This window comes from Pectobacterium versatile (assembly GCF_020166435.1).
Taxonomy (GTDB): Bacteria; Pseudomonadota; Gammaproteobacteria; order Enterobacterales; family Enterobacteriaceae; genus Pectobacterium; species Pectobacterium versatile.
On sequence record NZ_JAINZP010000003.1, the window covers coordinates 254,641 to 272,203 of the forward strand.

Here is a 17,563-nt window from a genome sequence, read left to right on the forward strand (position 1 = left end):
TGCATTGTAATTAATTATGTCTTTTTGCTGTTTTGTCATGTCGTGCCGTTTATCTGTGGTTTTATGATTGTCGCAATAAATTAAGGTTGGCTTAAGGCTTCATTATTTAGACTGCTGAATGATGATTTCTCGCCATTATTTATTTTGGGAATACGTTATGACGGAATTTTTGCCTTTTTCCCGCCCGAACATGGGCGAAGAGGAAATTGCTGCCGTGGCTGAAGTATTACGATCCGGCTGGATAACCACGGGGCCGAAATGTCAGCAATTAGAGCAGGCGTTTTGCCAGCGAATAGGGTGCCGACAGGCGATAGCGGTCAGTTCAGCGACGGGCGGTATGCACGTCACGCTGATGGCGCTCGGTGTTGGCCCCGGCGACGAGGTGATTACACCATCCCAAACCTGGGTTTCAACCGTTAACATCATCACGCTCTTGGGCGCGGAACCAGTGATGGTAGATGTGGATCGGAATACGCTGATGGTGCGACCGCAGGATATCGAGGCGGCCATCACACCGAAGACCAAAGCCATTATTCCCGTGCATTATGCCGGTGCGCCTGCCGATCTGGATGCGCTGCGTGCGCTCAGTGAACGCTACGGCATCCCGCTGGTTGAGGATGCCGCACACGCCGTGGGTACGCAGTATCGCGATGCATGGATCGGCGCGAGCGGAACCGCCATTTTCTCGTTTCATGCCATTAAAAACATCACCTGTGCGGAAGGCGGCATGGTGGTGACGGACGACGAGGCTCTCGCCGAACGACTACGCAGCCTGAAGTTTCATGGACTGGGCGTGGATGCGTTCGACAGGCAGTTACAAGGGCGCAAACCGCAGGCCGAAGTGGTGGCGCCGGGGTTTAAATACAATCTGGCGGATATCAATGCAGCCATTGCGCTGGTTCAACTGGATAAACTCCCGGCGATCAACGCCCGCCGTCAGCAGCTTGCCGCTCGCTATCTCACCCAACTGCGCCCGCTGCCACTCCTACCGCTGGCCGTTCCTGACTATCCCCATCTGCACGCCTGGCATCTGTTTATGGTGCGCGTGGATGAAACGCTGTGCGGCATATCGCGCGATGATTTGATGGCGGCATTGCAGGCTCACGGCATTGGCACTGGGCTGCATTTCAGAGCGGTGCATACGCAGAAATACTACCGTGAGCGCTATCCCCATTTGCACCTGCCGGCAACGGAATGGAATTCGGCATCGCTGATGACGCTGCCGCTGTTCCCCGATATGCAGGACAGCGATGTCGATCGCGTCGTCGCGGCGCTAACCTCGATTTTGGAGTCTGTTTGTGATTGATGACATCAAAAATGTTTCTATTGTGATTCCCGTTTATAACGAAGAAGAGAGCCTGCCGGTACTGCTCGAACGCACGCTGGCAGCCTGTCGGCAGATCGGTAAACCTTGGGAAATCATTCTGGTTGATGACGGCAGCAGCGATCGTTCGGCGGAACTGCTGACCGAAGCGGCGAGTGACCCAGAGAAGCACATTATTGCCGTGTTGTTGAACCGAAATTATGGTCAGCACTCGGCCATCATGGCTGGGTTCCAGCAGGCGGTGGGCGATGTGATTATCACGCTGGATGCCGATTTACAGAACCCGCCGGAGGAAATCCCACGGCTGGTGGAGTACGCTGCGCAAGGGTATGACGTGGTCGGCACCGTGCGGGCAAACCGGAAGGATTCGCTGTTTCGCAAACTGGCCTCGAAAACCATCAACATGATGATCCGGCGTTCAACTGGGAAATCCATGGTCGATTATGGCTGCATGCTGCGCGCGTATCGTCGCCACATTGTCAGCGCGATGCTGCGCTGCCACGAACGCAGCACCTTTATTCCTATCCTTGCCAATACCTTCGCGCGGAAAACCATCGAGATCGACGTGATGCATGCCGAGCGCGAGTTTGGCACGTCCAAATACAGCTTTCTGAAGCTGATTAACCTGATGTACGACCTGCTGACCTGCCTGACAACAACACCGCTGCGCATACTCAGCCTGATCGGCAGCGTCGTCGCGCTGTCGGGTTTCCTGCTGGCGCTGCTGTTGGTCGGCCTACGACTGTTCTTCGGTGCAGAGTGGGCGGCAGAAGGCGTGTTCACGCTGTTTGCTGTGCTGTTTATGTTTATCGGTGCGCAGTTCGTCGGGATGGGGCTATTAGGGGAATACATCGGTCGTATCTATACCGATGTTCGCGCACGACCACGCTATTTTGTGCAAAAGACAGTGAGTGCGGCAACGCCACTGACCACCAGCTTACGGGATGAAGAAGAATGAAAGCGATCGTATTTGCCTACCATGATATTGGCTGCGTCGGTCTTGAGGCGTTAAAGCTCGCGGGCTATGAGATTCAAGCCGTGTTCACACACAGCGATGCGCCGGGCGAGAACCACTTCTATGCGTCGGTGGCGAAAGCGGCCGCCGAGATGGACGTGCCGGTGTTTGCACCGGAAGACATTAACCATCCGCTCTGGGTGAACCGCATTCGGGAGCTGGCACCGGATGTTATTTTTTCCTTCTATTACCGCACGTTATTAAGCGATGACATTCTCCAGTTGCCAGCGTTTGGCGCATTCAATCTGCACGGCTCACTGTTGCCGCGCTACCGGGGACGTGCGCCGGTGAATTGGGTACTGGTGAACGGTGAAACGCAGACGGGCGTGACGCTGCACAAGATGGTTTCTCGCGCTGATGCGGGTGATATCGTTGCCCAGTCCGTGGTGGCGATTGACGATGACGATACTGCGTTGACGCTGCATGGAAAGTGCCGTACCGCCGCCGCCGCTTTGCTGGCGCAGCAATTACCGCTGATCCGCTCGCGTGAGATTACGCTGACGCCGCAGGATGAAAGCCGAGCCAGCTATTTCGGACGTCGCACGGCGGCAGATGGGCTGATCGACTGGCACAAAAGCGCCCGTGAGATTAACAACCTGATCCGCGCGGTGACGGAGCCGTATCCGGGCGCGTTTACGTTTCTCGGTGAGCGCAACGTGACGATTTGGCGCGCTCGTGTTGTAAAGGACAAGATCGGTGGTGAGCCGGGCGCGATTCTCTCGACGTCGCCGCTGGTGGTGTCCTGCGGTGAGGATGCGCTTGAGATCGTCAGCGGGCAGAGTGAGACCGGGCTGTATATGTCTGGCAGCCGACTGGCGGCGGAAATGGGTATGGTGCCACAGGCACGACTGGGTAACCTCGCCAGCCGTGTGCAGCGACGCCGCACGCGCGTCCTGATCCTTGGCGTGAACGGTTTTATTGGTAACCACCTGACTGAACGCCTGCTGCGCGACGATCGCTATGAGATCTACGGGCTGGATATCAGCTCGGATGCCATCGCCCGTTTTCTTGGCGATCCGCGTTTCCATTTTGTGGAAGGCGATATCAGCATCCATAACGAATGGATCGAATATCACATTAAGAAATGCGATGTCATTCTGCCGCTGGTGGCGATTGCCACGCCGATTGAATACACCCGTAACCCGCTGCGCGTGTTTGAACTGGATTTTGAAGAGAACCTGAAAATCGTGCGCGACTGCGTGCGCTACAACAAACGCATCGTTTTCCCGTCCACCTCAGAAGTGTACGGTATGTGTGATGACAAAGAGTTTGATGAAGACACTTCGCGCCTGATTGTCGGGCCGATCAACAAGCAGCGCTGGATTTATTCCGTATCCAAGCAGTTGCTGGACCGGGTGATCTGGGCGTACGGCGCGAAAAACGGCCTGCGTTTCACGCTGTTCCGTCCGTTTAACTGGATGGGGCCGCGTCTGGATACGCTGGATGCGGCACGTATCGGTAGCTCCCGTGCCATTACTCAATTGATCCTTAATTTGGTGGAAGGATCGCCAATCAAGCTGGTGGATGGCGGGGCGCAGAAACGCTGCTTTACCGATATTCACGACGGTATTGAGGCGCTGTTCCGTATTATTGAAAACCGTAACGGCCAGTGTGACGGGCAGATCATCAATATCGGTAATCCGCACAATGAAGCCAGTATCCGCGAACTGGGTGAAATGCTGCTGACCAGCTTTAATGCGCACCCGCTGCGCGATCGCTTCCCGCCGTTCGCCGGATTTATTGACGTGGAAAGCAGCAGCTATTACGGGAAAGGCTATCAGGATGTGGCGCACCGCACGCCAAGCATTCGCAACGCCAAACGCCTGCTGGCATGGGAACCAACGGTGAAGATGGAGCAAACCGTCGCGGAAACGCTGGACTATTTCCTGCGTACCGTTGACCCCTTGCAATCAGACAACGCCACGGATGCGCAGGGATGACGCGTGTTGGCCTGCGGATAGATGTCGATACCTGGCGCGGTACGCGAGACGGCGTGCCTGCGCTGCTGGATGTGCTGGCGGAGTTCGATATTCAGGCGAGTGTCTTTTTTAGTGTCGGGCCGGACAACATGGGGCGTCACCTGTGGCGTCTGCTGCGTCCACGCTTTTTATGGAAGATGCTGCGTTCCAACGCAGCCTCGCTCTACGGTTGGGATATCTTGCTGGCCGGTACGGCGTGGCCGGGGCGTCATATCGGTGCACGGTTTGGCTCGTTAATCCGCCAGACGCACGACGCAGGCCATGAAGTCGGGTTACATGCTTGGGATCATCACGGCTGGCAGGTGAATGTCGCCCGCTGGTCGGATGCGCAACTAGCCGCGCAGTTCCGTGAAGGAATGGACGCGCTGACATCAATTCTGCCATCGCTGGTGCGCTGTTCCGCTGTGGCGGGCTGGCGAGCCGATTCGCGTGTTGTAGAGATGAAGCAGCGCTGGAATCTGGACTATAACAGCGACTGCCGCGGTATCCGGCCTTTTCGGCCGCGCCTGAAAAATGGTGAGCTAGGCACCGTGCAGATTCCGGTCACATTGCCGACCTACGACGAAGTCATCGGCGAGCGCGTGAGTGACGGCGAATTTAACGACTTTATTCTTGAGGCGATCCAGCAGGATCGCGGCGTGCCGGTCTACACCATCCATGCGGAGGTTGAAGGTGGCGCGAAGCTGGCGCTGTTCCGCCAATTGCTGCTTCGCGCCCGCCAGCAGCACATCGAATTTTGTCCGCTTTCCGCATTACTGCCTGATGACCCAACCGCGCTGCCCATCGGGCAGATTGACCGCGCGCCGTTTCCCGGACGGGAAGGGTGGCTTGGTGTGCAAACGGAAGAATAAATAAAGCAGGAGATAGCATGGAAAAAGGCATGATAAGACTGAAAAGCACCATGATATTGGTGTTATTTGCTTTGCTCTACCTGTTGCCGCTTAACGGCCGCTGGCTGTGGTCACCGGACGAAACGCGCTATGCCGAAATCAGCCGCGAGATGCTTCAGCGTGGCGATTGGATCGTGCCACACTTGCTGGGTATTCGCTACTTTGAGAAACCCGTTGCGGGCTACTGGCTGAATAACATCAGTCAATGGTTATTAGGTCATACCAATTTTTCCGTGCGTTTTGCCTCGGTATTTTCTACCGGGTTGAGCGCACTGCTGGTGTTCTGGCTGGCGATGCTGCTGTGGAAAAACCAGCGTACCGCGCTGTTGGCGGCGACGATCTATCTGACATCGCTGCTCGTGTATGGTATCGGCACGTACAGCGTGCTCGATCCGATGGTGACGCTCTGGATGACGACGGCGCTGTTCAGCCACGTGCTGATTCAGCGTGCCACGCTGACGCGTGAGCGGCTCGCGGCTTGGGGGCTGATGGGGCTGGCCTGCGGCATGGGATTTATGACCAAAGGCTTTCTGGCGCTGGCCTTGCCGGTCATCAGCGTGCTACCGGTGGCGCTGGCGCAAAAGCGGATTAAGGAACTGCTGCTGTTTGGGCCGCTGGCGGTTGTCGTCGCGGTATTGCTGAGTGCGCCGTGGGCGCTGGCGGTGCATGCGCGAGAAGCCGATTACTGGCATTACTTCTTTTGGATTGAACATATCCAGCGTTTTGCCGAAGACGATGCGCAGCATAAAGCGCCGTTCTGGTATTACCTACCCGTTTTGATTCTCGGGATGTTCCCCTGGCTGGCGCTGCTGCCGGGCGCGTTGCGTAGCGGCTGGACGGAACGGAAGGCGTACCCAGAGCGGTTCCTCCTGCTGTGCTGGATGGTGATGCCTCTGCTGTTTTTCAGCATCGCTAAAGGTAAGCTGCTGACCTACATTCTACCGTGCTTTGCGCCGCTAGCGCTGCTGATGGCGGCGTGGTTGTCCGGTTTGGCACCTGCGGTACGCGAACGTGTATTGCGCATCAATAGTTGGCTCAATATTGCCTTCGGCAGCGTGCTGGCGCTCGCTGTTGCGGCGCTTGGCCTCGGCATCATCATGCCGCATCTCTACCAACCGGGAGAAGGGCTGACCATCGTCTCGGGGATTGTCTGCTTCATCGGCTGGGTGGCTTTTGCCGCTGTCAGCCTGAAAAAGCAACGGGCGTGGGGCTATCTGGTCGCGGGCTGTCCGTTATTTCTGGCGCTGCTCGTTGGCGGGAGTATTCCGGCGAGCGTGGTGGATTCAAAGAACCCCCAAACCTTTATTCGTAGCCATCAGCCGTTGCTGCAAGACAGCCGCTATGTGCTTAGCGACGAGGTGGGGCTGGCTGCCGGACTGGCGTGGGAGTTGAAGCGCAGTGATATCACCTTATTTAAGGCGCGGGGCGAGCTGAACTATGGGCTGAACTATGCCGATTCCGCTGACCGCTTTGTGGATGAGGGGGCTTTTCCAACCTGGCTTGCCGAGAAACGGCGTAGCGGAAATGTCGCGCTGATGCTGAAGATCGACCGGGACAGCGATGACGAGTATCGCAATCTGCCTGCGCCCAATCAGTTGAGAAAATCGCACCGTTACGTACTGCTGTTTTATAAGCAGGTAGCGCCATGAGTTATCTATTGGTTGCCATCGTCTGCCTGCTGACCAGTTTAGGGCAACTGTGTCAGAAACAGGCGGCGGAGTGCTGGCGGCGTTTGCCGACGCATCGACGCCAGCGCGTGACGCTGGGATGGCTGATGTCGGCGGCCTTGCTGCTCGGTATCGGGCTGCTGCTGTGGCTTGTGGTGTTGCAGCATCTCCCGCTCGGTGTGGCGTATCCGCTGCTGAGTATCAATTTTGTACTGGTCACGCTGCTGGCGCACTACGGGTTTGGCGAGCGTGTGGACAGGCACCACTGGTGGGGTATTGCGCTGATTGTCACCGGTATCTATCTGATGCAGGGGGGATGATGGCGAAAAGAGGCTATATCTGGGCGATTATCAGCACTGTGCTAGCCAGCACCGCGCAGGTGTTAATGAAAAGCGGCATGCTGGCGCTGCCGAGCATTTCCTTCGCGCACTGGCCGTCGCTCAGTTCGTTGGTAACGGGCTGGCCTGCGGTTGCGGTGCTGGTCGGCGTGATCTGCTACGGGCTGTCGATGGTGTGCTGGTTCATGGTGCTGCGCTATTTACCATTAAGCCGCGCTTATCCGCTGATTAGCTTAAGCTATGCGATGGTTTATCTGGCGGCGGTTTTCCTGCCGTGGCTGAACGAACCGATGAGCCTGCGTAAAACCCTCGGCGTCCTGATTATTCTGCTGGGTGTCTGGCTGATTAACCGTAAGACGGGAAAAAAAGCCACACATAGATAATAACGATAGTTATTATTTTGTTCTTAAGATTAAGTGAATGCTCCGATGAGTAGAGGTACCACAAATGTGCCGTATTTCTTCGGTGTCATGTACTGAATCCGGTGCAATTGATTCAGCTAGGATTTATTGGCTATCAGAGTAAGGGAAAAGCCATTCAGCCTGCACGCTGAGTGGACCTGTACCGCTATTCTTTTTTGTCGCTACTTCCATTTCCGTACTGCTCGTCGCTGACTTTTTCCAACCAGTCGACTGGGCTGCCGTTCAGCGATTCGGCAATGGCAATGTGTGTCATTGCGTTTTGTGCCGTTGCGCCGTGCCAGTGTTTTACGCCTTCGGGTATCCAGACGATATCGCCCTGATTGATCTCCTGAATGTCATCACCCCATTCCTGAAGCCAACCTCGTCCTTGTGTAACAATCAGCGTCTGGCCGATTGGATGAGTATGCCATGCCGTACGGGCACCGGGTTCAAAGGTGACCGTCGCGCCGCCAACCTGCGCGGGAGCGGTGGCTTGGAAGGGGGCGTCGATACGTACGTTGCCGGAAAAATAGCTTTCTGGGCTGGGCTGAGACGGGTGTGAACCGCTGCGGGTAATTTTCAATTTTTCCTCCGTTTCGGCAATCGCTACCGAGGCTAACATGGATAACATCACGGCAGAGGCGGAAAGTCATTTCACTTTTTATGACGGACATCCTTGTCCGTCACCCTGGGGTCGTCGCAAGCGACGTTGAAAAACGTTACCGCGGTTTTCGGGCAAGAACCAGAGGGAAAAAGCCGCAAGAGGCTATGAATTATATTCATTAATTGCGTGGCGGCATGTGGGGAGGGGATTCAGCAGTTAGCGGTTTTCAGCGTGAATTAGTCCGTTGTTAACAGTTTCACATGGACATCATTCATGAGTTTGTATAATAGATACCTATTCATAACACCATTATCGGGACACTCTGATGTTAAAAGAAAATTTTAATGACCTCATCTCGTTCCTCGTGGTGGCAAGAGAACGTAGTTTTACCAAAGCGGCGGCGAAGCTTGGGCTTTCTCAGTCGGCACTAAGCCATTCAATTCGCGGTCTTGAAGAGCGGCTTGGCGTGCGGTTGCTGACCCGCACCACGCGCAGCGTTGCCCCAACGGAAGCGGGAGAGAAGCTGGCGCATAGCCTTGGCCCGCGCTTCGCGGATATTGAAAGTGAATTGGTTGCACTGGGCGACATGCGCGAGCGGCCTGCGGGAAATATTCGCATCACGGCGGGAGAGCACGCGGTTGATTCGATACTATGGCCGATGTTAACGTCATTTTTGGCGAATTACCCTGATATTAACGTCGAAATTACGGTGGATAACGCTTTAACGGATATCGTTCTCGGCCGCTTTGATGCGGGCATTCGTCTGGGCGAGCAGGTGGCGAAAGACATGATCGCCGTGCGTGTCGGACCGGAAATGAGTATGGCGGTGGTGGGTTCCCCGAACTATTTCGCGCGTAATCCTGCTCCCACGACGCCACAGGATTTGCAGCATCACCGCTGTATTAACATGCGCCTGCCGACAATAGGGGGAATCTATGCGTGGGAGTTTGAAAAAAACGGTCGGGAAATCAAAGTACGCGTTGAGGGACAACTGACGATGAATAGTCTGCGCCAGCGAATCGATGCCGCACAAATCGGGCTGGGTTTGGCCTATGTGCCGGAAGATTCCGTGCGGGAGGGCATTGCTAGTGGCCGCCTGATTCAGGTGCTGACGGAATGGTGCCTGCCGTTCCCTGGCTACTATCTGTATTATCCCAGTCGTAAACAGCATACCACCGCCTTTTCACTGTTTGTCGAAGCGCTACGCTACCCGCGTTAGCGGCTAGGATGCTGTACTGCCAGTAAGGCGGGGTGCCTTGACTCCGCCTACGTGGCAGTGATTTTAATGGCATTTCCCCTCCGGTTAAAAAATATGGTTATTATATTCTTGAATATGATGTACTTCATGTTGTAGTGTTATCTTATGAATAACGACAGCGTATAGACTAGAATGGAGTGATGATCATGGAACCTATCACGAACGAATCCCAGTGCATTGAAAATATTGAAAAATTCAACGACGAACTTGTGTCGTCAACCGACCATAAACTCTATGATTACCTGCCTTATTTTCGGGCCTGGTACGCCTATAAATCACAGGATGGCTGGCTTCTTGCACCGAGCAAATATGTCGGCTATGCAGGGATGGATAGAGACAAATACATTCAACATCTGGACAGCCTTGATGGGCGAACGTCCGAAAGTAATCTATCGCGTTTCTCCGTTGCCGCAGAAGGAAAAGAAAAAGAGCTTCTGATGGGGAAGGTTGCTGAGCTGTTGTCTTCATTTGGTAAATTGCCGAATAAGTTGCTGAGAGTCTCAGTGATGAGAAACAGCAGCGTGGCTGATGAAGAAAATAGCACCATTGATGCCATTGTGACGATGATAAATTCACTACCGCCTTATATGAGTCAGGCGATTAAAAAGCGGTTGAGATAATCAGCTCTGCTACCACATCTTGAATATTCAAGGAAATGAAATGTGCTCTGATAATAATGAAGCGCCTTTAGATATTTTTTCTGGTGAGTTTAGCATGAGCGACGATACCTGGACGCTTGATGCCGTGCGGTGGGTTTTTGTTGAGAAGAAAAAAATTATTGCCAGCCTGAAAGGGAAAATGAGTAGCGGCCCATTTAATGCAGAAATAACTTTATTTTGGCGAGAAGATGTCGGGTGTTATTCTGATAAAGGAGGGAAGATAGTCTATCGTAATTTCTGTTCTAATTATAAATATAATGATTTTTCATTGGAAATTAGACAGTTAGATATTTATATAGAAGAAGATATTTGTGTCATAAAAAAAGCAACGTGGGGTGAAAATGGGCGTCCGTATTCATTCTATGGTGAGTTGGAGCGGATGGGGGCGTGATGGAAATAGCGATAACCACGCACGATGGAAAGGGAATATGCAAATAGCATCACTCGCGGCCCACTAGCGTGTAGTTTTGGTCTACATTGCTCTAAATCGAATCCGCTGTACAAGAGGGGAGGTTGCGCCCTGATCGTTATTTATAGTGGCAAGCGCTCCTGACCCCCCATCATCCCAACACTCACTTTAAAACTGGGAATCGGCGGTGCCCAGAGGCCCAAACTACGGATTTTTCCCCCTCATATTCAGATCACGTAAGCGAAAATGGATAGCGGGGAATCCTTCTCCTGTCTCGATCGCGTGGGGCTAACCAACCTTATTATGTGACGGACATAAACACTGTACATACCGTTACACAGCAACGCTCATCATCGAAGATAACCCTGGTATATAATCCAAAAACACAGGGACCGATTTACCGTGAAGATAAAAATTCACAAATTTCAAATAATAAATATCACACAGCCTTACCTTTATAATGAAAATAAAAAATACTCTCTGCCTACATATCCTGATGGTTACTCTTGCCATCTTGTTTCTTAGTGTTCCCCCGCTGGTGACAAGTGTTGATCCGGCGCTGACATTCCAGCCACTGATTAACACAATGGAAGGGACGACAAAGGAACAAAAGGAAAAGATCGCCACCATTTCCCATGCCTTACAGGGCAATGCGATTTTCTTTCTCGGGGCTTCCGAGGTTTCGACATCTGAAGACGAACATTACGCGGTATATAATTACTTTAATAACCAGCTACATCGTCCGGTTGTGGCCTATGGCGATAGCTATGTCGATAGCGTCACACATTTTTTACTGCTCTCGCGCTTTAAAAACGAGCTTAATGCTAACAGTAAGGTTGTTTTGCTGCTGGCACCCGATAGCTTTTATTCAGATGGTATTCCTCCGGCTATTTTCGCCAACAATTTCCCTGCGTCTATTTTTGATCCTCTGATGAAAGATGACCAGACGCGTCCCTTTTTAGTCAATTATCTACAACATATCGATAAAGAAGAGATAAGCCATTTAACCTTTGGACAAATGAAGGTCTATGGCTGGGATCCGCAAATTATCTGGCAGGAAGTGAGTTATCAATTTGCTAATTTTTGCGAGCTGATAAAAAACGACTGGCTGGCGATGCTACATATTGTCCCTCAGCCTACACAACGGTGGCCTCAGCAGCCAACCTCCAATATGACTCCCGACTGGAATCGCGAGTTGGCGCAGGCTCATGTACTGAACCAGTCTCGTCAGCAAAGTGCAGAGACATTGTGGATGGATAAAGCTGTGTTTGCAGACGATCAAACGCCGGAAGAGTGGGATAACGCGCCAATTGTGCCTGCACAGATGGAAGCATTACGGGCGACGATCCAACTGCTGAAAGCGCGTAATGCCCAGTTTGTGGTCATTGTCGATCCGATTAATCCGTGGGCGATTAATAACTCCCAGAAATTCCAGCCAGTCGACAGCCAGATCAGGTCGATGCTGGAAGAAAATCAGGTTCGTTATTTTGATATGTATGCGCAGCCTTATCAGAACGGCTGGAATTGGGATCGCCTGCATCCCACTGAATCGGCATGGGTCGCGATGGATCAATTTATTGCAGAGAGTTTTAAATGATGAAAACCGCCATTCGCCTTTTTTTCCTTTATCTCTTTCTGGCAGTCACCATTGCCGCGTGGACCTCTGTTGATGAAAGCATGAGTTTAAAAGTGCATTTTGAATATCAAAAATTCTGAAGGATGAATGATGTACAGCTCCGGAATGTTTTTTTTCCTTCTGTTTTCATCAGCATTATTGTTTGCGCTGGTTAATCGCGTATTCAGTTATCGGCTGACGTATTTATCCGCCTTCTCCGTATTGGCGGTGTTCGGCTGGGGGTATATTTTCCAGGGGGATTACGTTGTTCCCGTGGCCGTGTTCCTGAGCTTTTATGTTCTCGTCACCTTAAAAGAGAAAGGTTGGTTAAAAATCTGGCAAGCGGTCAGCCTGACGCTGCTGCCGCTGTTTTTGGTGAAATTACACCTCAACAACCACTGGGGCATGATCGGCCTGTCCTTTATGACCTTCCGCGCCATTGATGTGCTGCTTTATCGCAGCAAAAAAGATGGTCATAACGTCCTGCATTACTTCTGCTACCTTTTTATGCCTTTTATTATTCTGGCTGGCCCGATGTATCGCTGGCGGACATGGGTGAATGACATTAATAAACCGGTCTTCATCATTACCCGTGAGCAGTTTTTAGTGGCGATGGAGCAAATTTTTACCGGTATTATCCAGAAGTTCCTATTCGCCATGCTGATCAATAATCTGGTTATTGAGTCGTGGAGCCATCGCCCGTTTACATTAAGCGTGGGTGTCGTGATGTCACTGGCCTACAGCGCCTACCTTTATTTTGATTTTGCCGGTTACAGCAATATGGCTATTGGGGCAGGGCGCTTATTTGGCCTAAATATCCCAGCAAACTTCAATATGCCTATTCTGGCTAAAAACCCGCAGGACTTCTGGCGACGCTTCCACATCAGCCTGTCTGAATGGCTGAGGGATGTGGTCTTTATGCCGATTTATATGAATCTGATGAAGCTCGACTTTTTCCGACGGAACAAAACACTGGCGCAGAATATTGGCATCTTCTGCACCCTGTTTTGTATGGGGGCATGGAACGGGCTCGAACGACACTATGTCATTAGCGGCGCGCTGTTTGGCGCCATTTCCGTTGCTCACAACATGCTGCAGTGGTCAGCCAAACGCAGTCCAGCGCTGAGCAGTTGTCTACATCATCCAGTTATTGTGTTCATCGGTCGCATTCTTACGCTGGCAAGCGCTGCGGCCTCCCTCTACATCTTTAGCGGAATGTCTCCCCTATGAACCTTCACTTAGAGCTTCAGGAACTGCAAGATTTCCTCCGGGCGGCATTACTCGACCCCGCGAACCCAGATCAGTTGGCGATTAGCGGAAGCGATGACGCGATGACCTGGCAACAACTCTCTATCGCCGTTACCGACTGGTCGGATCGCTATCAGCATTGTCGGCAGCCTGCTGGCTCGCCGGTTGTGTTGTACGGACATCAGCAGGCCGAGTTTGCTGTGGCAATCTATAGCTGCCTACTGCACAACATTCCGTATATCCCGGTGGATTGCATCTATCCGGAGGAGCGGCTCAACGAGATTTGCCATCTGGCGAGTGCGCCTTATTATTACGATGTGGCGACCAGACAGTTCATTGCTACCAGTGAGGCGGGGCAGGCGCTGGTCGAGCAAGATCTCGCCTATATCATGTTCACCTCCGGCAGCACTGGAAAACCCAAAGGGGTGCAGATCGGGCGTGAAAGCCTGTGGCATTTCATGAAGTGGGTGCGCGAGGACTTTGCGCTGCCTGATATGCCCGTGCTGATGAACCATGCGGTGTTCAGCTTCGATCTCTCTCTGATCCCGCTGCTGGCGAATCTGGCAACTGGAGGGCACATCGTTCTGAATGCGAAAGAGGATATCGCGACAGAAAACTGGCTCGACCGCCTGAAAGACAACGGCGTTTCCGTCTGGGTTTCAACGCCCTCTTTCGCCTACCAGAGGCTGCTGTCTCCCCAGTTCAACAGTGAATATTTACCTGAACTCAACGTCTTCGTGTTCATTGGCGAAGTGCTCAACAAAGCGCTGGTAAAACAGTTACGCCGTCGCTTCCCGCATGCCAAAATTCTCAACTCCTATGGCCCAACGGAAGCAACTATCGCGACCACCGTCATAGAAATCACCGATGAAATCCTGCACAGTGAAAATGACCTGCTGCCGGTCGGCGCGATGATGCCAGACTCCAGAATGGAAATTACGTCTGAGGGGGAGCTGATCATTTGGGGAAAAAATGTGATGCGTGGCTACCTTGGGCTCGCGAAAGAGAATGCGGAAAAACTGCTGCATCGGGAGAGCGAAGCCTTCCGCGGCTACAGAACCGGTGACTTGGGTTACGAAGACGGGCTACTGTACTGTCAGGGGCGCAATGACAGCCAGATCAAACTCAATGGCTACCGTATTGAAATCAACGAAATTGAAAATCGCCTGCTGGCGATATCCGACATCAGCGAAGCGGTTGTTCTGCCGCTGATGAAATCGGGTGGTGGCGTTTTACGTATTGCCGCGTTCTGCGTGACGAATTTAGCGCCAGAAGCGATTAAAACGTCGCTCTCGAAGGTGATTCCACCCTATATGGTGCCTTCCCAAATTATTATCAAAGATGCGTTGCCGCTTAATCCTAACGGCAAAATCGACCGTAAGCTGCTGGATACCCATGCCCGCACGATCTAATTACTCAGGAAAAATGATGGAACAAGAAATACTCGCGCTGTTTGAAAAGATCTTATCCCGTAACGTGGGTTTTAACGATGAGCTGATTGAGTCCGATATTCTCGACTCTATTCTGGCCGTCGATCTGGTGCTGGAAGTGCAAGACGTTTACGGCTGTGTGATTCCACCAACCGAAGTCGCCACCGTTCTGAAGACCCCGGCGGATCTGGCCCACTACATTGAAGAAAACCGCGGCTAAGTTTGAAGCAGTGATGGTTCTTACTCGCTATTTGAAGCCCCAGGATAGGTTTATTTGAGGGCTTTTTTTAGGGCTCGAATACGGGGTTGTTTACATGACCAACTGAATTGGGCTGCAATGTGTCTAACAGCCCGAAGGTATTTAGATTACACGCGGCGATGTAGTCTGATAATAAGCAGAGAGGTCAATCTGACCAGATTTTCTAATCTATACCGTCATACTTCAAATTGCATGTGCATTGGCTGCGCTACTCGGTACACGCGCGAGTGCCTCGCTCCGTTGAGGTCGCTGCAAGCCGCGTTCAAACCTGCCAAAGGCAGGTTTGTCACTCACTCGAATTATTTAGGGTAAATACTCGGCTATGAAGAGAATTGAAGCGCATTCCTGATGTAAATTAGTTGCTGCTTAATTTGACTGCCAGCGATGAACGAAAGTGGACGTAACCACACACAATTTGTGTTCATTTTCAAAATGCGCCAACAGGAATTACTCATTGCCCCATTGATTCAGGAACGTAGCGATCTCATCAATACGGCGCTCATTGATACCCGCTTCACTGGCCATCTCTTTCTGCGCATTCTCACTGATTTCTTCGTTATTCATTAAGCGGGTGATCAGTAGTTGGAAATAGCGCGCCAGAGATTCACGTTCGGACTCGCTCACTCGTTCTGCGGATTCCGTTGAATACTCATCTACGATGTCATAATATTTCAGCGGTACTTCATTGTTCATCAGTCGTCTCCAGCGTTTATGCCTGCGTCAGTTGCTGTCTGTATCGTGTGGATTCGATAATATCACTTTTATCCCGTTTGCTGTCATCCCTGTAGTGATTATTACCTTCCGTCTAATGATGAAGGGGCCACACATGAAATCTGCATGAAAAGCCCTGAAGCTGAGGGACTTTTCATTCGCCATCGACTAATACAGTTAATTACCACATCAAATCATCGGGCACTTTAAAATCGGCATACGGATCTTCTTCATCTTGCTCTTCCTGACTAAGCGCGCTATTTAATACAATACTGTTTGCATCTCGCTGGGCAATTTTATCGGCTACGCTTGCAGGGATAATCGCATATTCATTCTCGCCACTGTTATCTGCAACCAAACGAGCAATAGCGAGACGGCCGTTAATTAGTTGAGATTGAGTCATTTTATCCACAATTATTTTTTTAATTAAATTGTTGTCTGTGAAGTTAAAACCAATATCGCCTTTTGAAATGTTGATTCTGTTCATTTCAATAAGTTGCTTCACCTGAGCTTTATATTCTTTAGATAAAGCGGCCTGCTTTTGTTGTTCGCTAAGCTGTTTATCACGCTCAAGCTGTGTTTTTTTATTTTCTTCCACAGCTTCTCTTGCCTCACGCGCCTGAACGCGTGATTTTTTAGCCGTCCTTTGGACTTTGGCCATTTTTTTGCTGGTCACTAACCCAGCTTTTAGCATCTGCTCTTGTAAGGTGAGTTTTGTCATCTTCGTTTCTAAACCCGTTGAATAATTTGTGGGATTATACCTGTAATTCTTGAGGCTGTACCAGATTGCAGGACTCGATGGCTATGTGGCTTGAGTTTGGGGAAAGTATTAACTGGGCTCTACATAATGTGGTCTGGCGTTTGTGAAAGACCCCTATACCATGGCGCACTGAGGTGAGTAAGCGATGCCGAAATTCTGCTTATGAATGGCGCAGGATCTCGGCACAGGGTCAGTCCGAATTATTTCAGACTTTGAGCAGTTTCACCGTGGCATCCACATCTATCTCATCTTCCGTGAAGATTAACGTCGTTCCTTGGAAGGTGGTGATCGCCAGTTTTTTCAGCGAGCGCATTTCATCAGGCTTAGCCGCCGATTTTGGCCTGATACTCCCCATCAGTACTCCCACAGACAGCACCACATTTTCTTTATCAATGCGAGGATCGGCAGAGACTTCTTCGCTGTAAACCAGATAAGACTTGATCGATGTGAGCTTAAGGCGTTCGCCCGCGATATAGATGTATTTGCTTTCCGGTACGATTTTCACAGCATAAGCTGACAAACCCTTGTTATTCGTGGTGGGTTCGAACGTGACTGCCGCATCTTTCTTAATCAGATCAGGGTTGGCGACCTTAATCACATGAAAATAACGGTTATCACCGTTTTCATCTTTGATAAATCCAAAACCTTTATCTTTAAACCAGGTTGTGATCGTTCCGTTCATCGCCATTATCGCCTACTTAATCGTTTATCTGCTCAGTTTTTGCAGCGCGCAGTGTAAAACACAATGCCTGCGCAGACTACGACTTTGGTTTAAGTCTTGATGATAAATTTGGTTCATCGCAAGTTAGCGTGAACCAATAGAAAACGGCAATCAGAACGTTGAGGTTTGTATTCGCCAAAACTCCCCTGAACCTTCAAAACTGCCGTCGCTATGAATGCTAACCTGACTTCTCAACCGCTATGTTGCCGTGGCTGCAACCGGAATATTCATCCTATTCACGATGCTTCTCAGCGACGCGTCAGGGAGCGTAAATT

The 17,563-nt window shown here is 51.4% G+C and carries 18 protein-coding genes; 14 read left to right on the forward strand and 4 right to left on the reverse strand.

Annotated elements, in window-relative coordinates; genetic code table 11:
• Nucleotides 1–157: 157 nt before the first annotated feature.
• The 7 genes from arnB to arnF are packed head-to-tail and all read left to right on the forward strand — an operon-like array spanning nucleotide 158 to nucleotide 7,596.
• Nucleotides 158–1,306 carry a UDP-4-amino-4-deoxy-L-arabinose aminotransferase gene (arnB, locus tag K7X24_RS05985; RefSeq protein ID WP_224553629.1) on the forward strand — a complete coding sequence of 383 codons (1,149 nt, stop codon included), beginning with the start codon at nucleotides 158–160 and terminating at the stop codon, nucleotides 1,304–1,306.
• Nucleotides 1,299–2,282 (forward strand): undecaprenyl-phosphate 4-deoxy-4-formamido-L-arabinose transferase, encoded by a 984-nt coding sequence (gene arnC, locus K7X24_RS05990; protein WP_224553631.1) that lies wholly within the window; start codon nucleotides 1,299–1,301, stop codon nucleotides 2,280–2,282. Before arnB ends, arnC begins: the two co-directional genes overlap by 8 nt.
• On the forward strand, nucleotides 2,279–4,279 hold the full coding sequence (gene arnA, locus K7X24_RS05995) for a bifunctional UDP-4-amino-4-deoxy-L-arabinose formyltransferase/UDP-glucuronic acid oxidase ArnA (protein WP_224553633.1): 2,001 nt from the start codon (nucleotides 2,279–2,281) through the stop codon (nucleotides 4,277–4,279). Before arnC ends, arnA begins: the two co-directional genes overlap by 4 nt.
• Nucleotides 4,276–5,169, forward strand: coding sequence for a 4-deoxy-4-formamido-L-arabinose-phosphoundecaprenol deformylase (gene arnD, locus K7X24_RS06000; RefSeq protein WP_224553636.1), 894 nt, complete (start codon nucleotides 4,276–4,278; stop codon nucleotides 5,167–5,169). The genes arnA and arnD overlap by 4 nt, the downstream gene beginning before the upstream one ends.
• A 17-nt stretch (nucleotides 5,170–5,186) precedes the next feature.
• Entirely contained in the window at nucleotides 5,187–6,857 is a 1,671-nt protein-coding gene (gene arnT, locus K7X24_RS06005; RefSeq protein WP_224553638.1) for a lipid IV(A) 4-amino-4-deoxy-L-arabinosyltransferase, read from the forward strand.
• Nucleotides 6,854–7,195 (forward strand): 4-amino-4-deoxy-L-arabinose-phosphoundecaprenol flippase subunit ArnE, encoded by a 342-nt coding sequence (arnE, locus tag K7X24_RS06010; protein WP_224553640.1) that lies wholly within the window; start codon nucleotides 6,854–6,856, stop codon nucleotides 7,193–7,195. The genes arnT and arnE overlap by 4 nt, the downstream gene beginning before the upstream one ends.
• Nucleotides 7,195–7,596: a 4-amino-4-deoxy-L-arabinose-phosphoundecaprenol flippase subunit ArnF gene (arnF, locus tag K7X24_RS06015; protein ID WP_224553641.1), complete on the forward strand. Its 402-nt coding sequence runs from the start codon at nucleotides 7,195–7,197 to the stop codon at nucleotides 7,594–7,596. Before arnE ends, arnF begins: the two co-directional genes overlap by 1 nt.
• Before the next feature lie 184 nt (nucleotides 7,597–7,780).
• Here arnF and K7X24_RS06020 read toward each other — a convergent pair whose 3' ends face one another.
• Entirely contained in the window at nucleotides 7,781–8,236 is a 456-nt protein-coding gene (locus K7X24_RS06020) for a cupin domain-containing protein (RefSeq protein WP_224553644.1), read from the reverse strand.
• Between the two features lie 307 nt (nucleotides 8,237–8,543).
• Here K7X24_RS06020 and K7X24_RS06025 point away from each other — a divergent pair, with 307 nt between their 5' ends.
• From K7X24_RS06025 to K7X24_RS06055, 7 genes are all read left to right on the forward strand, one after another.
• Entirely contained in the window at nucleotides 8,544–9,437 is an 894-nt protein-coding gene (locus tag K7X24_RS06025) for a LysR family transcriptional regulator (RefSeq protein WP_224553646.1), read from the forward strand.
• Nucleotides 9,438–9,622: 185 nt separating this feature from the next.
• The gene (locus K7X24_RS06030) at nucleotides 9,623–10,096 is read left to right on the forward strand and encodes a hypothetical protein (protein WP_161529481.1); all 474 of its coding nucleotides are present in this window, start codon (nucleotides 9,623–9,625) and stop codon (nucleotides 10,094–10,096) included.
• A gap of 40 nt (nucleotides 10,097–10,136) precedes the next feature.
• Nucleotides 10,137–10,526, forward strand: a complete 390-nt coding sequence (locus tag K7X24_RS06035) for a hypothetical protein (RefSeq protein ID WP_224553648.1) — start codon at nucleotides 10,137–10,139, stop codon at nucleotides 10,524–10,526.
• Nucleotides 10,527–11,004: 478 nt separating this feature from the next.
• A complete protein-coding gene (locus K7X24_RS06040; protein WP_224553650.1) occupies nucleotides 11,005–12,141 on the forward strand; it encodes a D-alanyl-lipoteichoic acid biosynthesis protein DltD in 1,137 nt (378 codons plus the stop codon).
• Nucleotides 12,142–12,270: 129 nt separating this feature from the next.
• Nucleotides 12,271–13,389: a membrane-bound O-acyltransferase gene (locus tag K7X24_RS06045; protein ID WP_224553652.1), complete on the forward strand. Its 1,119-nt coding sequence runs from the start codon at nucleotides 12,271–12,273 to the stop codon at nucleotides 13,387–13,389.
• Nucleotides 13,386–14,819, forward strand: coding sequence for an AMP-binding protein (locus K7X24_RS06050; RefSeq protein ID WP_224553655.1), 1,434 nt, complete (start codon nucleotides 13,386–13,388; stop codon nucleotides 14,817–14,819). Before K7X24_RS06045 ends, K7X24_RS06050 begins: the two co-directional genes overlap by 4 nt.
• A gap of 16 nt (nucleotides 14,820–14,835) precedes the next feature.
• The gene (locus K7X24_RS06055; protein WP_224553657.1) at nucleotides 14,836–15,057 is read left to right on the forward strand and encodes an acyl carrier protein; all 222 of its coding nucleotides are present in this window, start codon (nucleotides 14,836–14,838) and stop codon (nucleotides 15,055–15,057) included.
• 486 nt (nucleotides 15,058–15,543) lie between these two features.
• On the opposite strand, the gene K7X24_RS06060 is transcribed toward K7X24_RS06055, so the two are convergent.
• From K7X24_RS06060 to K7X24_RS06070, 3 genes are all read right to left on the reverse strand, one after another.
• A complete protein-coding gene (locus K7X24_RS06060) occupies nucleotides 15,544–15,789 on the reverse strand; it encodes a YmjA family protein (protein WP_224553659.1) in 246 nt (81 codons plus the stop codon).
• A 199-nt stretch (nucleotides 15,790–15,988) separates the two neighbouring features.
• Nucleotides 15,989–16,528, reverse strand: coding sequence for a DUF2058 domain-containing protein (locus tag K7X24_RS06065; protein WP_224553661.1), 540 nt, complete (start codon nucleotides 16,526–16,528; stop codon nucleotides 15,989–15,991).
• 244 nt (nucleotides 16,529–16,772) lie between these two features.
• Nucleotides 16,773–17,255, reverse strand: coding sequence for a cold-shock protein (locus K7X24_RS06070; RefSeq protein WP_224553663.1), 483 nt, complete (start codon nucleotides 17,253–17,255; stop codon nucleotides 16,773–16,775).
• Between the last annotated feature and the right edge of the window lie 308 nt (nucleotides 17,256–17,563).

Bases quoted from the DNA above. Each gene is read 5' to 3' on its own strand.
- arnB (WP_224553629.1), top strand. From the start codon at position 158: ATGACGGAATTTTTGCCTTTTTCCCGCCCGAACATGGGCGAAGAGGAA.
- arnA (WP_224553633.1), top strand. From the start codon at position 2,279: ATGAAAGCGATCGTATTTGCCTACCATGATATTGGCTGCGTCGGTCTT.
- arnD (WP_224553636.1), top strand. From the start codon at position 4,276: ATGACGCGTGTTGGCCTGCGGATAGATGTCGATACCTGGCGCGGTACG.
- arnT (WP_224553638.1), top strand. From the start codon at position 5,187: ATGGAAAAAGGCATGATAAGACTGAAAAGCACCATGATATTGGTGTTA.
- arnE (WP_224553640.1), top strand. From the start codon at position 6,854: ATGAGTTATCTATTGGTTGCCATCGTCTGCCTGCTGACCAGTTTAGGG.
- arnF (WP_224553641.1), top strand. From the start codon at position 7,195: ATGGCGAAAAGAGGCTATATCTGGGCGATTATCAGCACTGTGCTAGCC.
- K7X24_RS06020 (WP_224553644.1), bottom strand. From the start codon at position 8,236: ATGTTAGCCTCGGTAGCGATTGCCGAAACGGAGGAAAAATTGAAAATT.
- K7X24_RS06025 (WP_224553646.1), top strand. From the start codon at position 8,544: ATGTTAAAAGAAAATTTTAATGACCTCATCTCGTTCCTCGTGGTGGCA.
- K7X24_RS06030 (WP_161529481.1), top strand. From the start codon at position 9,623: ATGGAACCTATCACGAACGAATCCCAGTGCATTGAAAATATTGAAAAA.
- K7X24_RS06035 (WP_224553648.1), top strand. From the start codon at position 10,137: ATGTGCTCTGATAATAATGAAGCGCCTTTAGATATTTTTTCTGGTGAG.
- K7X24_RS06040 (WP_224553650.1), top strand. From the start codon at position 11,005: ATGAAAATAAAAAATACTCTCTGCCTACATATCCTGATGGTTACTCTT.
- K7X24_RS06045 (WP_224553652.1), top strand. From the start codon at position 12,271: ATGTACAGCTCCGGAATGTTTTTTTTCCTTCTGTTTTCATCAGCATTA.
- K7X24_RS06050 (WP_224553655.1), top strand. From the start codon at position 13,386: ATGAACCTTCACTTAGAGCTTCAGGAACTGCAAGATTTCCTCCGGGCG.
- K7X24_RS06055 (WP_224553657.1), top strand. From the start codon at position 14,836: ATGGAACAAGAAATACTCGCGCTGTTTGAAAAGATCTTATCCCGTAAC.
- K7X24_RS06060 (WP_224553659.1), bottom strand. From the start codon at position 15,789: ATGAACAATGAAGTACCGCTGAAATATTATGACATCGTAGATGAGTAT.
- K7X24_RS06065 (WP_224553661.1), bottom strand. From the start codon at position 16,528: ATGACAAAACTCACCTTACAAGAGCAGATGCTAAAAGCTGGGTTAGTG.
- K7X24_RS06070 (WP_224553663.1), bottom strand. From the start codon at position 17,255: ATGGCGATGAACGGAACGATCACAACCTGGTTTAAAGATAAAGGTTTT.